The sequence below is a fragment of the Idiomarina aquatica genome, from assembly GCF_003987185.1.
Lineage (GTDB): Bacteria > Pseudomonadota > Gammaproteobacteria > Enterobacterales > Alteromonadaceae > Idiomarina > Idiomarina aquatica.
The window spans coordinates 87,171-101,303 of sequence record NZ_PIPS01000003.1 but is presented as its reverse complement, the minus strand read 5'-3'; the positions used below and the strand labels follow the sequence as shown (position 1 = coordinate 101,303).

13 protein-coding genes are annotated in these 14,133 nt (G+C 44.4%); 4 read left to right on the top strand and 9 right to left on the bottom strand.

Annotated elements, in window-relative coordinates:
• Nucleotides 1–12: 12 nt before the first annotated feature.
• The 3 genes from tehB to CWE23_RS09965 form a co-directional block, all read right to left on the bottom strand.
• Nucleotides 13–582, bottom strand: a complete 570-nt coding sequence (tehB, locus tag CWE23_RS09975) for a tellurite resistance methyltransferase TehB (RefSeq protein ID WP_126820159.1) — start codon at nucleotides 580–582, stop codon at nucleotides 13–15.
• Nucleotides 583–914: 332 nt separating this feature from the next.
• Nucleotides 915–2,018, bottom strand: coding sequence for a protein adenylyltransferase Fic (gene fic, locus CWE23_RS09970; protein ID WP_126820158.1), 1,104 nt, complete (start codon nucleotides 2,016–2,018; stop codon nucleotides 915–917).
• A 975-nt stretch (nucleotides 2,019–2,993) separates the two neighbouring features.
• Nucleotides 2,994–3,452 (bottom strand): transposase, encoded by a 459-nt coding sequence (locus tag CWE23_RS09965; RefSeq protein ID WP_198678831.1) that lies wholly within the window; start codon nucleotides 3,450–3,452, stop codon nucleotides 2,994–2,996.
• Nucleotides 3,453–3,672: 220 nt separating this feature from the next.
• Here CWE23_RS09965 and CWE23_RS09960 point away from each other — a divergent pair, with 220 nt between their 5' ends.
• Complete coding sequence (locus CWE23_RS09960; RefSeq protein WP_126820157.1) at nucleotides 3,673–3,993, top strand: site-specific integrase; 321 nt, start codon at nucleotides 3,673–3,675, stop codon at nucleotides 3,991–3,993.
• A 525-nt stretch (nucleotides 3,994–4,518) separates the two neighbouring features.
• On the opposite strand, the gene CWE23_RS09955 is transcribed toward CWE23_RS09960, so the two are convergent.
• The 5 genes from CWE23_RS09955 to CWE23_RS09935 all read right to left on the bottom strand — a co-directional run bounded on the left by CWE23_RS09955 (nucleotide 4,519) and on the right by CWE23_RS09935 (nucleotide 10,502).
• Nucleotides 4,519–4,815, bottom strand: a complete 297-nt coding sequence (locus CWE23_RS09955) for a hypothetical protein (protein WP_126820156.1) — start codon at nucleotides 4,813–4,815, stop codon at nucleotides 4,519–4,521.
• Nucleotides 4,816–5,096: 281 nt separating this feature from the next.
• Nucleotides 5,097–5,393: a hypothetical protein gene (locus tag CWE23_RS09950; RefSeq protein WP_157982925.1), complete on the bottom strand. Its 297-nt coding sequence runs from the start codon at nucleotides 5,391–5,393 to the stop codon at nucleotides 5,097–5,099.
• A gap of 316 nt (nucleotides 5,394–5,709) precedes the next feature.
• The gene (locus CWE23_RS09945; protein WP_126820154.1) at nucleotides 5,710–7,575 is read right to left on the bottom strand and encodes a UvrD-helicase domain-containing protein; all 1,866 of its coding nucleotides are present in this window, start codon (nucleotides 7,573–7,575) and stop codon (nucleotides 5,710–5,712) included.
• Nucleotides 7,572–9,557 carry an ATP-dependent nuclease gene (locus CWE23_RS09940; RefSeq protein WP_126820153.1) on the bottom strand — a complete coding sequence of 662 codons (1,986 nt, stop codon included), beginning with the start codon at nucleotides 9,555–9,557 and terminating at the stop codon, nucleotides 7,572–7,574. Before CWE23_RS09940 ends, CWE23_RS09945 begins: the two co-directional genes overlap by 4 nt.
• Nucleotides 9,558–10,280: 723 nt before the next feature.
• A complete protein-coding gene (locus CWE23_RS09935) occupies nucleotides 10,281–10,502 on the bottom strand; it encodes a phage integrase N-terminal domain-containing protein (protein ID WP_241970613.1) in 222 nt (73 codons plus the stop codon).
• 590 nt (nucleotides 10,503–11,092) lie between these two features.
• Between CWE23_RS09935 and CWE23_RS09925 the strand changes: the two genes are divergently transcribed.
• From CWE23_RS09925 to CWE23_RS09915, 3 genes are read left to right on the top strand one after another with little or no spacing between them, the layout of a single operon-like run.
• A complete protein-coding gene (locus CWE23_RS09925; RefSeq protein ID WP_126820152.1) occupies nucleotides 11,093–11,719 on the top strand; it encodes a hypothetical protein in 627 nt (208 codons plus the stop codon).
• Nucleotides 11,709–12,206 (top strand): ImmA/IrrE family metallo-endopeptidase, encoded by a 498-nt coding sequence (locus CWE23_RS09920; protein WP_126820151.1) that lies wholly within the window; start codon nucleotides 11,709–11,711, stop codon nucleotides 12,204–12,206. The genes CWE23_RS09925 and CWE23_RS09920 overlap by 11 nt, the downstream gene beginning before the upstream one ends.
• 1 nt (nucleotide 12,207) lies before the next feature.
• On the top strand, nucleotides 12,208–13,341 hold the full coding sequence (locus tag CWE23_RS09915) for a beta family protein (RefSeq protein ID WP_126820150.1): 1,134 nt from the start codon (nucleotides 12,208–12,210) through the stop codon (nucleotides 13,339–13,341).
• On the opposite strand, the gene CWE23_RS09910 is transcribed toward CWE23_RS09915, so the two are convergent.
• Entirely contained in the window at nucleotides 13,262–14,074 is an 813-nt protein-coding gene (locus CWE23_RS09910) for a sce7726 family protein (protein WP_126820149.1), read from the bottom strand. The two genes, CWE23_RS09915 and CWE23_RS09910, sit on opposite strands and share 80 nt — an antisense overlap.
• Nucleotides 14,075–14,133: the final 59 nt, after the last annotated feature.

Genomic DNA, 14,133 nt, shown 5'->3' with positions numbered 1-14,133 from the left:
GCCTTGCGCGGTTTACTGGCTGGGTTTACGCGCGAGCATGGTTGCAAACTGAAGTTGCGCTCCGTTGTGCATGGTTCCAAGGTCTTCGTTGTACTTCAGTAACTCCCACCCTTTATAGGCGTCGCGCAGCTGCTCAGTTTTAAACGTAAAGGGAAAAGGAACCGGGCATGGGTGTTCATTAGTATTCATAGCGCAAACAATTAAATTGTAACCACCAGGTAAGGTATGCGACTGCATATTTTCAATAACCGCATCAACCCGCATAGGGTTAAGAAACATTAAAGTTACTGTGCAGGCAATCAACCCATAGTCGCCGCTTAACGCTGCATCATTAATGTCGTAGACCAGCGCTTCGATATTGTCGATGCGTTCTTCGCTAACAATTTGTCGTAGCATATTGATAGCGTCAGGGTTATTGTCTACTGCGGTCACATTGAAGCCGAGCTGGCTTAAATACAAAGCATTACGGCCATTAGAACAGCCCATATCCAACGCCTTACACGGAGCTACAATCTCGCCAGTTTTCACAACTTCGCTGTGCGCGGGGTTTAGACCATAACGGCTATTTATATCAGCTGACATTATACTCGCCTAGTTTTCAGTAGTGTGCTGGCATGGTACTACTTTTTAGGCGTTATTAAATAACCATAGCTGGCAATGCGGTCGATGCAGATCAATATCTGAGTTGTTAAGTATGATGCTTTACAGTGAAAAATGGTGGCCCCTCCCAGATTTGAACTGGGGACCAACCGATTATGAGTCCTGCATTGGTGAGTTTTTTAACATTTAGTTTCGGTTAAAAACTCTCATTTTTTCATGTAGTTATGTATTTTATCGATGTTTTTGATCCGACACCGGTTTTGACGATTTTGATCTTAACTTCCGCTGTAACTACCGCTTGAGATTAGTTTGCTTCAAAAAGGTTTAATACTATTACTGTCTTTTGTCATTAGCGTCATCAATCGCGGATGCACAAATAATTTTTCCTTTCCTGAATCGACCTCTTGCAGCACGCCAATATCGGCTAACTGCTTTAAATAGGTTGAAGCGGTCTGACGTTTTGCAATATCACGCTCAACCAGATTGCTAATACGGCAATAAGGCTGTTCAAAAATAAGCTGAACAAGCTCGTAGCTGTATATTTTTGGTAGCTGAGCCTTTACATAATCGGTTGTACTTTCCATGAGCGTTCTAATCGCTGTGATTTTTTCACAGGTCCATATTGCGGTTTGCTCGACACCTTTTAGCATAAATAACAACCACTCTTCCCAGTTCTGATCTTTAGTGACTTGGTTCAAGAGGCGATAATAGTCTTGCTTATTATGAACGATGAAGCGACTCAAATACAAAATAGGCAGTGTTAGAAGACCCGATTCAATAAGGTATAAAACGTTTAAAATACGACCTGTTCTGCCATTCCCGTCATAGAAAGGGTGTATAGCTTCAAATTGATAATGGCTAATCGCCATCTTTATCAGTGGATCCAGATCGTCGTCATTATGAAGGAATCGCTCCCAGTTGGTTAACAAGTCGCGAATCACATCTTCTCCGGTTGGCGGCGTATAGATAATTTCGCCAGTCGTTTGGTTCCCTATAAAAGTCCCCGGTACTTTACGAATATCCATTTCAGAGTGCTTTAAGGTACTGCATACCTCAATAGCCGTCGCTGTGCATAGCGGCTTTTTCTCAAGTTGTATAAAGCCCTGGTATAACGCGGTTCGGTAACGTAATGCTTCCTTGGTTGCATGATCAGCACCTTTACCCCCTTGCGCATACTGAAAAAGCTTATCGGTCGTGGTAACAATATTTTCAATCTCTGAACTATCTTTTGCTTCAAGCAAAGGCAGCAGGTTAATTAACATGCTTTGGTTGGGAATAAGCTCTCCAGCCTTTTTTAATTCCGCTACAGCAGCACGTGCAGAAATACAGGCCTTCAGCACAGCCCTAGTTTCTATGACCTCTAGGTTGGGTGGTAATGTCGGTAATTGGTTGTACGGTTGCTCTGCTTGCCAAGTCATGCTTAAATTTCCAGTCTAAATCGACATAAAGAAACGATGAGTTCAGTTTATGTCGTTCCGATCGACATATCAATTTAACGTGTCGATTTTTTCTTGTTTTTTCGACACAAGTTATTTTTAGGTCGATATCATCGACATACCAAGCCTTAACCCCCCACTATGTCAGCCTAGTTGTCTCTTGGTGCATGATAGACCTCTAATTAGGTGGCCAAATTTAGTTTGCCACTACAACACGATTAATTTGTGAATTCCCATCGATATTTTGGAAGAGTATTCTATGAGGATATGACTGGAAGTGTATTATCGGGATTGAGTTCAGGCCTTTCGTAACCGAAATGAAGCAAAAATAGCCGGCGCAAGCCGGCTATTGCTTTTATCTAGCGCTTATTTATCTTGGATAAGAATTGGCCAAGCCTTAAGCCCGTAGTTTTTAGCATGTAGAGTTTTGCCAGTTTTTGGGCAAACCCTGGTCGCTCTAAAAACCAATTTAGCGCCTTCAGGTACTTTAATTTTCTTCGACATTAACCATAACACCTCCTTACTAGGAGAGAATTTTTCTTGAACCTGATTAACTTAGTATCTAGACTAGCTATGCATTGAAAAAGCGGTTCAAGGGTTAGGCCTCCTAGAACCTAACCTCTGGTAGTTGATAGTGTTGGCGCATTATCAACTACCAAATTTCATTTAGTTCACTTTGGGTGCCACCACAATATATTGTGGCAAAAACCTCTTTAACCCCCTAAAAAGCACTATATGTTGTATGCCTTTATCTACCAGTATGCTAGAAGTTAGGGGCTACATGATCAAGTCAATTTAAGTGAAATTTGCAAGAAATATAAGTTGCAAAATCATATATTTGCGCGCAAACCTTTTCAGGTATGGGCTGGCCGACTGATGGTTCCCTATATAATATTTTCGCCTTTAAAAGTTCATTTTTTAGGCGTTCCACACCTATAGCCCTGATTATCAATCATTTCACCTTAATTGTTGACCGTCTCCTATAGCCCCGGCTGCGGCAAAACGTCTAATTTGTAACTTATGGGCCCTGTGTGTCAGCATGCTGCGCTTTTGAGTCTTGCGCCAACTGCGATAGTGCTCACAGAACTGCGTGTAACCATAGGCAGTGGCAGAGTCCTTTTCGCGGTACTCGCGCCACAACAGCAGCTTTGTCATCCCTTTACGCTTGAGCTCTTGATGCACTTCATAAAAGTCAGGCTGCCGTTTGGTGCGGGACACATTCCTGCCTTTATAAACAGCCTCTTCAAGTTCAGTGTCACTGCACTCGTCAGGCAACGGCCAAGTGAGTTCACTGGCAGCAAAGCGCGATAAAATCTCGCTAACGGTGGCGGGGCCGACAGATAAGCATTTACTGATGTCTCTCAAACTGAGTCCGGCATCAAACCGAAGTCTCAGGATGTCTTTTATCTTACTCATTTGGGTTCTCTTTCTAGCCATGGTCAGCCATTCCTCAATGCTGTTGCGTTGAGTCGAGCTTACCAGTTGATTTAGTTAGAAAAAGAACGGTATTTCGGCATTCCGATCACCGATTTCGGCAATCCGAACAGTGATTTCGGAAAAAGGCTAAAAGTGATCGGATAAAACCGAAACAGATGATCGGATTGAACCGAAATGAGTGTTCGGATTCATCCGAAACATGCATGAATCACCGATTCTGATCCCTAAACGCAAAAACCTGAACGAGCCCATGCCCACAAGTTCAGTTGCTCAAGTGTTGAGTCGTTACTGCAAACGCACAGGCATACCCAAGTTCGTGCCACGGGACATTCGTAGAGCCTGCAAAACCTTAATGATTAAACACAGAATCGGAAACGAAGTGGAGCTCAACCGGCTTCACAACCATGCCTTGAATGACGTATCAAACAAGCATTACAACCGCTATGATTACTTTGACCGTAAGCTGGAGGTTTTGCAGCGCTGGGAGACGTTTCTATTGGGCTTGCTGTCTAAACCTTAACCGAGAGGCTGCAGGCAGATTTTAAGAAACATTACAGCTTTTGCTCAGTAACGAAACCGAGTAAAAGCTGTAGAAATATACACATTTAATAAGTTGAACTGTAAGCTGTCACCGAGAACTGTATATAAAAACAGTATATCTGAGGTGAAATTAAATGCGAACAGTACTTTTGCGAAGAGCTAAAATGCTCAGAAAACTTAGAGACAACATTAGTGCCTCTGAGAAACTCTATATTCTAGGACTCTTGACCTTAGTTAACGCTTTATTTACTGGGCTCTTTAGCAGAGAGTATGCTTTGTACCTTGCTACTGCGAGAGTAATTATATTTGCCAGCGGAGTTAACTTTGCTAAATCCATGAACTTGTCACTCTCTGTCAGTTTTACCTGCACCCTGGTTGCGTTGAAAACTGCATGCTCAAGTAGAGATCACACACCTGAAAATGATCCTGCTCGAGAGTGCTGAGTACTACAATAATTCGACTAGTCTGAAAAGTACCTACTACTGACGCAGACAGGGTTGCTCCATTAGTTCACATCGCTTTCACCACTCGAGGCGTGTATCTCTTTGACCTTTGACGATATTATATCGCATACTTCTTTTGTCTCTGGAAACTCTTTCGATAGCCACTTTGCTGGAACAAACAAATGTTTAAGGTAGTTAGTTATGGGAGTTCCATCGAAATTTGCACATAAAAAAACCTCCTGCTCGTTACCAGCTATCGCCGCCGGCACAAATACAATACCTTCATCAGATATTGCAGCAGACCTTTGCCATTTTGGCATTCTTGTGCCCTCTGGCTTTTCCATTTCAATCCAAAACATGAATTTATCTCCCTTTAATACTCTCGCCGCTTGCCGTTGTTCTATTAACATCAACACAACGGTGTCCGCCACTCAAGGTGGCGGGTAACTAAATCTTATTATGTATCAAGATTACCGCGACTAGCTGACTGTTTCTGATCCAATAATTTCTTCTGTCACGACAAGGCGCTGCCTTAACTATCCAGATGGGGAAACTGCCACATTTAGCATATTGGGACCAGAATCATAGAATTTGCCGCTGTCTTTATTGTTTTCGCCATATACACTTGAGAACAGTATGATTAAACGCTCATCTCCTTGCAAGCTATGCACGGTGTACCTACGGTGAGCCCCTCAATGCCTACTTTACTTAGCTCAGTACGGATTAACCCGTCTTGTTTGCTAAAAGATGTTACAATTCCGACAGCTCTGCGAAGGAATTCTGCATCGTCCACTGTTTGATATTCTTTATCTTGTTGCCTTGCATAAGCGAGCAGAGCTTGATGTTCTCCCAGTAGCCACTGAGCAATCGATTCTGCCTCCCCAGGGTTGCCTCGACTGCCACCAAACGACTGGGAGTAAACAGTTTGCAGGGCCATGCTGCCCCAGGGGACTTTGCTCTTAGCATTGCCACGGAGAGGTTCAAGCACACCTTGATACATCTAATCATTACAATAACTTACGATCTCGTTAAAACAGCGACGGTGCTCCGTAAGATACAAACCACGCTGCAGCTGGTCATGCCTTTGCCCCAGGCGCATCACACTACCACTACTTGCCAGCATGCCGCTCTCTAGCCATTGCTCATAATCTTGCTCATCCTTCAATAAATCAAACAGAGCTAAATTAGCGCGATCAACACTAGCGGGTATGCTCCATACTGGTTCGATTTGATCAGCATTACCTTAACCATGCTCACGCAGCACCCAATATAGTCGTACCATCTATGGTTTCGACTCCCGCCGGGGCCAATAATTGCTGTATCCAGCCAATAGCATGCCCTCGCTCAACGCATTGGGAGAAAAACGCTCGCTGCTTTGCTCTGGTAAAGGCAACAAAAAAGGTGTTTAGCTCTTCACCCTGTTGCGGCGTAAGGCTCCACCAAGTCTGATTGTCGAGCCCGTAAAATATCATCGTGTGGAACTCAAGACCTTTGCTTTTATGGACGGTCATCAGAGCTACCTGGCCAATACCTTCGAACTCATCCAGCGCCTCCGTCCAGTTGCTGCTATGTTCTGCGCACTCTTTCAGGAGAGTGACGAATCCATTCCACACCCTCTCAAAATCCCTTGCACGCTGGTAAGCGGGAAAGGATTGCCGAAGCGTAGGGGTTCCGACAAATTCAAGAAGCATCTCTGCAATCTCTTCCGCCGAATCCGGACCAGGCTGGCGATGCGCTAGCTCTGCTCTTAATTGACGGACGAATGCTTCAAGCTTAACCAGCAATCGCTCCTGCGTGAGATCGTTATCCGGATCGGCAGCCTCCAGAAACAGATAGTTCTGCTGGGCCTGCTCCCAGTTTTCCGGGCTTCGGCTCGTCGCTCCCAGGCGGAGCAAAGGAACGAATATGCCGGTCAGCTCTTCACCAAGCAGATCCTGTATCTGAATTTCACCGACTGACCGGGCCGCATTTCTGATTCTGAGACCTCGTTGAGCAAAAGCAGGGGATATTTCACCCTCAACCTGATCTGCCCGCATTCTGATCAGAATCGCTACATCATGTGGTGCAACACGCCCTGACTGAACCTCACGGCTCACCCATTCAGCCAGATAATTGTTCTCGTCATCTGCGCTCCGGAATTGCCAGATAGCAGAAACCTCACCTTCGATTTCACGGGTCCCTTGTGCCTGCGCTTCTTCCACATTATCGTCTATCCGGCGGGCAATCTCGTGCTGAATACAAACCAGATCCACATGTGAGCGCCAGTTAGAAAGCAGTGTTATGCGTCTGGCAGCAAAGTCGTTTTCAAACTGGTCAAAGGCGTCATCCATGGCTCCCGCCCATCCCATGATGCGCTGCTTATCATCGCCGACTGCTGTGAAAAGAGCATCGCTACCATTGAACGCAGTTAGCAGCATGTCGAACTGGGCATAGGTGGTATCTTGGTATTCATCAAGAAAAACGATGGGATATGTCGCTTGTAAGGCCCGACGGATATATGAGTTTTCCTGCAGCAGCAGTTTTACAAGCCTGTTTATCATCGGGAAGGACAAAGATATCTCCTCTCCTCCGAAAAATTGTTCATGCCAGTAATCTGCTAACGCACGATTTACTTCAGATCCATTTGACAAGTCAATTGGCAGGTCTGTCAGAAGCAGTCTTCTCTCAAGCTGTTGAGCACTCACTCCATAATAACCATGACGCTTAATAAAATCCTCATAATCCCTACGAAACGGATTAACGATCTGATACAAACCGGGTGCATTGAACGGCTCTGGTAAAGCAGAACGGAATCGGTCCAGAAGCCCCTTGGTAAAGGCATCAAAAGTCATTGAATCAAAGCGACGCGCTTGATCCCTCGGGCAACGTTTTGCAACCCTCTCAGCAAGGTTTCGGGCGGCATCCTTTTTAAAACTGATGGCCAAAATGCGTTTGGGGGCCGGACAAATACCTGTCTGCAGAAGATAGGTAGCCTTTTGTGCCAGGAACTCTGTTTTTCCGGCACCGGCACCAGCAGTCACGAGGACGCTGCTTTCGGTTTCACGTAAGGCTTCCCATGCTCTGTTTTCAAGGCCACCAACTCCCTGAGGTACCCAATCATCCTTGCGTACGCGAGTCATGCATCCTCTCCCGGCAGCTCAAGCTTCTGTTTTACATGCTCAATGAGCGTCCTCAGCTCATGAGGTGCTAACCTAGCAATATCGCCGTCTGGAATACGGGAAAAGGCCGATAGGTGAGTCTCGGGCTTGCTGCTGTTCAGGAACAGATACGGGTACCATTTAAAAGCGTCATCATAATGATGAGTGTATAAAGCGGGACTGCCACCTGTTTTCAGGGTGGTGCGCTTCCTAGCCTGAATTGCCTCTTCAGTCCCCATCGGGCCGCGCCCACCGGGGTTAGGCACCTGATATGCCTGCGGAAATGCGCGTAGCATGGCAAAATCGAGATCGATAGGATAGGAGAAGAAAACACCTTCCTCACGGAAAGCTTGAAGCCAGTTTGTTTGTATATCGCCGCCAAGAAGGTTTTGGTCTGTGAGCTGATCGGCTTCATCAGGATCGACATTGCCAAGCAAATATTGAGTGTTATTTCGAAAGTCATTCCCAATAGCGGCCAGGTTCTCCAAGCAGCTTCTCATGGTATTCGCCCCACCATGCCTACGCCCCAGATCAAGATCTAGCAATGTGGCATGTGGAATCTCAAGATCACTAAGCAACCGCCAGAAATGCGCTACAAACCGTCCTCCTAACGGGACGACAGGAACAAATGACGGGTCAAGTGGAACCCCCATATCTTCCGCAATTTTCGGAATGACGACGCGCTCTGAATCCCCCTCACCCAGGATTACAAATCGCGCAAAATAGAGTTCAGGATATGCTTTTACTGCCAGCCTTACATATACACTTGCCTCAGTACCATCCTCCGGTAATGTCAGCTCGCGGATCGATGAGCATCGGGCGCCTCGATCCATACGATGATATCTCACTTCATTCGGCTCTATTCGGCTCAGAATCGCCGGTGAATGGCTAGATAGCAGAACCTGCGCGGAAGGCAGTGCGCCTATATCCCTCGCTTGCCTGATAATACGAGACAAAAAGAACGGTGAAAGGCTATTTTCAGGCTCTTCGATGGCAAGAATCGTTAGGTGAACACGGCGTAACTTATCCTGTTCAAATGAGCTGTCATCAGCAGGCAAAGAAAAAGCTTCCCGCTCGGTTTCGAGCGTTGCCGCTGTAAGGGCAATATGAAACAGAGAACGCTGCCCATCACTCAGTTCGGACAACCGACGCTCCTGCCCTTCTTCATCAGGCGCAAAGGTAAATTCGGCCTTACGAACAAGCTCCTCAAAACGATTTTCGATGAGCCTTAAACGCGGCTGACTGTCTGTATCAGCTTCATGGACCTGTTGCCACCGCTTTGAAAGACGCGTCAGCAGAACCTTCGACGGTTCTTCCGCCTCGAAGCGGCTCTGGATCTGATCCGCATTATCAAAACTTGCATCCCTGAATACCGGCGACCATTTAGCAGCCTGCCATAACCGCCCCTTAAGAAGTGCGGTCACCTGCGTCGTCGCATCACGGTTGGCTGGTAAATAGATAAACTGGATCGAAGAGCGCTCTACAGCCTGAACCCTGGAACAGTCATCCCATTCAAAATTATCATCTAGGGTTCTTATCCAGCGTATATCCTCCTCAATTGCTCCTTCCGGCGTACCGTCATCCGTCCATGTTGCTTGTAGTCGTATCCGGGCCTTAAGGGGCTCTCCCTCACCGGAAGCCGCCATCTGATTAAAGAACTCCGGAACGGCATCAAGAGGAGAAGCGTCTTGCTCTTCCAGTTCAGGGAAGGCAAGTACTGCTTCGACAAACAGACTATCGCCAGACTGGAGCTCCTGCCGGTCAATAGGTATATGAAAATCCCGACGCTGTACCGACCGCTGCGCTGATGATGTACCAAACAACCGGGACACAGCTTGCAGCACTGCCGTCTTTCCGGAGCCGTTTCCGCCGACAAGTATTGTCAGTTCTTCCTCGAAATTTAGCTCGACCACCTCATGCCCGAAACAACGAAAATTTTGTAGCTTTATCTTCTCTATTTTCATCCCTGATTACCTTTTTGTAAGAGATGCCTTTAAAAGTTGACGAGCCCCCTAAATAACCCACTCATCAATCATATCAGCCCAGTCCTGCAACTATAGATGTACGTTGATCACGATACTCGGCTTTGGTACTCATTGAGTCTTCTCCACAGCCTGGCCAGCTTGGCTAAGCTAGAAGGCGACGAAATCAAAAAGAAGAAGACCCAATGAATTTTTACAATAGCACCCATCAGCATTATTGTGGAATCGATTTGAACGCCCGCAGTCTCTATGTTTGCATCATCAATCAACAGGATGAAACTCTGCTGCCCAAGGAGATTCCAGCGAATCCAGATACGCTGATTTAACTTATCACGCCCTACCTAGACGATCTCGTCCTCGGCGTTGAGTGCATGCACTGTTGATACTGGATCGCTGACTTTTGCGACGACCATGATATTCAACTTATTCTCGGCCACGCCTTATATGTGAAGGCTATCCATGGTGGCAAAACCAAAAAATGACCGCGTGGACTCGTTTAAAGTTGCTGCCTTAATGCGCGGTGGGAACTTAGCCAGATGGAATGATTTCTCGAGCAATAGGCCAAACCCGCCTACTTTTATCTGGTAAAAAACAGTCCAAAATATCGGTCGCATACTCGCGCTGACCATGTTATTTGAAATCGGCGATATTCAACGCTTCCAAAAGCGCATGAGTAAGGGTGTTGCAAGCGCAGAGAAAGCTTGATCAAATCGTTTTTGCTGCGAGGCCCTCATCTTGCCAGCGATGCACAAGATAATTCACATGTTTGGTTTTCAAACCTGACGGATCTCTTAACCTGTAACCGTTTTTCAAAAGCTGTTTGGCGGCAAGGTTTAAAACTTTGCTGCGGGTAGCGCGGGTGCTAAAACTACTTTCTCGATGTGTGTCGTTCACCATTTGATGAAGACGATATCCTAATTGGCTCATTTCACGTTCCTCATAAATTTAAAATTGAATTTGAAAATATGGAGAAAATCACCAAACCGAAGACCAGGGGGCGAAACGCCAAAATAGGTAAGTTTTAAAGCCATATGAGCGGTACGTAACCGAACATATTGTCCTAAGACATGAAGGCTAACTGGTCTAAAGCAACAAAGCTGAGCCGCATGATTTCTGTTGAAATACAGCACGGGCTACTGTGGTTATGCAGGTGTTTATAGTGGGGTGGTCGATTGACCCATAATGCTGCGAATGCAGCTCCTCGGGAACGTGTTGCGGGCAGTGAGTACGCCCTTTTTCTTGATGCTCACTTCGAGCTATCTTGCGTTTAAAATTACCACAATGATCAAAGATTACAACCGCTTTTTTTCACTCCCCCAAATCTTCATCCCTCTTCTGGCCCTAAAGATTTTTCAGGCGGATTGGAGGTCGAGGCATCATGAGCAGCGGCCTCGACGGGCGACTCTGCGAGTCGTCCCTACTTTCTTCGAGTAGGGACGACTTTTGAGCTTAAAGTTGCTTCAAAGAATATTAGGTAATAGTATCGTTTATTATAATTAGCCCAGAAAGGAATCTAAATGAGAGCGCTAGTCATAGCACTATTGTTTGCATTAGCTTTTAACGCCTATTCTCAAGAACATCCTACTAAGACAGGAGAAGTTAACCGAGAAGAAGCTAAGCTTATTCAATCCAAGAGTGAAGGCGAAGGAGATTCCGTAGAAGCACTAAATGGTAAGATTGCGCTATTACAACTAAAATATAACAAGCTTCTAGATAAACTTGAGTCAGGATTAATTGAAAAACAGCAGCAACAGAGCACCGAACCCCCCGCTCTCAATTATAGCGTCCTAGCTGAAGAATTAAGAACCCTCAAGCATCAACTTAACGAACTGCGATATGTGTCAAATTTAGTAAAAGTTAACGAAAACCACAATGACTGGATTGGAATATTACTTGTAGCGGCTAGTTTGGTTTTTACAGGACTAAGTTTTATTCTTGGTATCCTAGCACTCTGGGGCTATAGAAATATAAAATCTGGCGCAGTAGAAAGTGCTATAAAGCAGTCTAATAGCGTAATCGCATCAAGAATAGAAAAGGGTGAGTTTAACGATATCATTTCTCGAGCCGTAGAAAGAACAATATACAGAGATGTTCTATCAGCCAATGACTTCCCAGAAAATCCGGATGATGACAATGAAAGTTAGTAACGAGTGGGCTAGATTATCCCAAGAGCAAGAAGCAATAATAACTAAACATCATGATAACTTTCCGGTGAAGGTCGGGGCAATTGCACGCGACTTTGGGATAATAGTAAAAAGATCCACCTTAAAGCCAGGAATTTCAGGGGAAATAAAAGAAACTAACGGCGAAGTAGTTGTCAAAATAAACCGTCACGATACAGAAGAGCGACAGCGATTCACACTAGCGCATGAGTTAGCGCATTTTCTGCTTCACCGAGATAAAATCGGCGATGGAATCGTAGATACCATGCTTTTTCGATCATCACTATCAAATGCACTAGAAGCAGAAGCCAATCGTTTGGCCGCTGATATCGTCATGCCATTTACTTTAATTGAAGCGGTGGATTTTTCTGAAAACATTCGTATCGAAGAAAAGATAGAATATCTAGCTAAATTATCAAAATTATCAATCCCAGCAATGGAAATTAGATTGGGTAAAAAAGGATTTTAAAATGATCGATGAGAAGTTCAGATATCAATATTGCCCGATTCTCTCTGTAAGTCCTGCGGAGACTACAGCTTTAAGAGAGCTTCCTTCAAAGGATAAGAACCTAATCCTTCCAGTTTTTCCAATAAAATCGTGGGCATCTGCTAACAAGTTAAATAGCTCGTTAGAGCGAATTCAAAGCTCGTTGGGGGAAAACAATTATTGGATAGCTGACATTGACAGAAACGATTTAATTGCAAGGGATGACAAAAAATATAGAGAAGTACACCATGAAATTACTAAGCTAATAGATCCCAGGAATGGCTATAAAAATTGGTGTCGATTTGTCGCTGAAAATAAGTTCATCATTCCCTGCCTACAACTGCAGGAGCTAGCAGAGTTTGACGAACAGCTGAATACCCTTGACTCCCTAGGCCGTGGCATTGTCGTAATTCTCTCTCCGATTGACATACAAGCTGCATCACTAGAAAAAATCACTCCGTCCTTAAGAAAGGCAAGAAACTTACTAGTAATCTTAGATCTTGAACAAATAACCAGAGCAGACGTTGAGTCTTATGGCAAAATAAAAGAGCTACTATTATTGATCCAAGGGCTAATACCAAATGCACGTCTTTCACTATCATCGACATCATTTCCCGACTCATTTGGAGGCTACTACAAAGGTTGTATTTCCATTCACGAAAGAGCCATATTTGACAAAATAAGACTTGAGGCTCCCGAGCTTGATTTAATTTATTCGGATAGAGGTAGTGCGAGAGCAGAAAAGCAAAGCGGCGGCTCGGGCTTCCCTCCACCAAGGATTGATTATGCTTGCAGAAATGAGTGGCATTTTATAAGAAGGGAGCTTGCAACTGATACTCACGGACTTGATCCTGAGGAGAAGAGGAACCAACACAAAACAGAAAGAAAGCTTCTTTACACCGAAATAGCTTGTGAAATCATGAAACAAGAATATTGGGAACCGGAATTAGCTCTATACTCCAATTACTTGGTTGAAGTTACTGCTAAAGGTGATGACTTTGGTATTGATTCACCGCAGAAAGCCACGGCAGTAAGAATTAACAAACATCTTCATACTCAGCTTTATTACGATAATATAGATGATGCTCAGGACACAGATGACGACTGGGTTGATTAGCATCAAACGGCTTTTCATCTGCATATTCTCTAAGGCTTTCAAGATAACTATCAAGGTTAGCCCAAAAATACCGATTGCTTTTTCTTTTCTCCAAAGCAAGTTCCTTTTGGGCAAGAAATCTACTCAGGAGTTTGAGGTCTTGGCCGTTTTTTTGAGCTTTACTAAATCCATCGAAAAAGCGCTCTGTAACATCTCTAAACTTTCTCTCTAGCGATGCCAGTACAGCTCTTCTCAGTTCTCGTTGTGGCAAATTCGAGATATTTTCTTCGAGAGAGTATCTAGTATTACCACATTTTATTTTAAATTTATTTGAGAGTTTTTTAAGATCTACTACGTCTAAAAAATCGATGAGATTACTTTTAGAAACCTTATTTCGATATCTACCTTTTCTATGAACCCGGAGTCCATCATTCGAAATTTCCCATATGCCAAGCCATGAAGGAGTCGAGCATTTAAGTTTCGATACAAACTTTGGTGCAACCACTACAATCACCTTATCGAAATACTGAGCATACGTTTCTATTTGGCCTTCTAGTCGTTGAAGCGAGTCTGCTTCACTCTTTATCTCAATAGCAATTAGCCTGTCTTTATTTGTGAAAGCTAGGTCAACTCGGCGATCAAAATTACCAACTGTAAGTTCATTCATTAGTAAAGAGCTACTATCTAAAAACCCACGTTTCGACAGTTCGGTAATAGTCAAAGACTTTATATCTGCTTCTAATAATTTTGTCATGAGTAAGCCTTAACTATATGATAAATAAATATTTTATATAGAAAGTATTTTATTAATTA

What these genes read in the sequence shown, in the direction of transcription:
- tehB (WP_126820159.1), bottom strand. Translation starts at nt 582, where the DNA reads ATGTCAGCTGATATAAATAGCCGTTATGGTCTAAACCCCGCGCACAGC.
- fic (WP_126820158.1), bottom strand. Translation starts at nt 2,018, where the DNA reads ATGACTTGGCAAGCAGAGCAACCGTACAACCAATTACCGACATTACCA.
- CWE23_RS09965 (WP_198678831.1), bottom strand. Translation starts at nt 3,452, where the DNA reads ATGAGTAAGATAAAAGACATCCTGAGACTTCGGTTTGATGCCGGACTC.
- CWE23_RS09960 (WP_126820157.1), top strand. Translation starts at nt 3,673, where the DNA reads ATGCATGAATCACCGATTCTGATCCCTAAACGCAAAAACCTGAACGAG.
- CWE23_RS09955 (WP_126820156.1), bottom strand. Translation starts at nt 4,815, where the DNA reads ATGTTTTGGATTGAAATGGAAAAGCCAGAGGGCACAAGAATGCCAAAA.
- CWE23_RS09950 (WP_157982925.1), bottom strand. Translation starts at nt 5,393, where the DNA reads ATGGCCCTGCAAACTGTTTACTCCCAGTCGTTTGGTGGCAGTCGAGGC.
- CWE23_RS09945 (WP_126820154.1), bottom strand. Translation starts at nt 7,575, where the DNA reads ATGACTCGCGTACGCAAGGATGATTGGGTACCTCAGGGAGTTGGTGGC.
- CWE23_RS09940 (WP_126820153.1), bottom strand. Translation starts at nt 9,557, where the DNA reads ATGAAAATAGAGAAGATAAAGCTACAAAATTTTCGTTGTTTCGGGCAT.
- CWE23_RS09935 (WP_241970613.1), bottom strand. Translation starts at nt 10,502, where the DNA reads ATGAGCCAATTAGGATATCGTCTTCATCAAATGGTGAACGACACACAT.
- CWE23_RS09925 (WP_126820152.1), top strand. Translation starts at nt 11,093, where the DNA reads ATGAGAGCGCTAGTCATAGCACTATTGTTTGCATTAGCTTTTAACGCC.
- CWE23_RS09920 (WP_126820151.1), top strand. Translation starts at nt 11,709, where the DNA reads ATGAAAGTTAGTAACGAGTGGGCTAGATTATCCCAAGAGCAAGAAGCA.
- CWE23_RS09915 (WP_126820150.1), top strand. Translation starts at nt 12,208, where the DNA reads ATGATCGATGAGAAGTTCAGATATCAATATTGCCCGATTCTCTCTGTA.
- CWE23_RS09910 (WP_126820149.1), bottom strand. Translation starts at nt 14,074, where the DNA reads ATGACAAAATTATTAGAAGCAGATATAAAGTCTTTGACTATTACCGAA.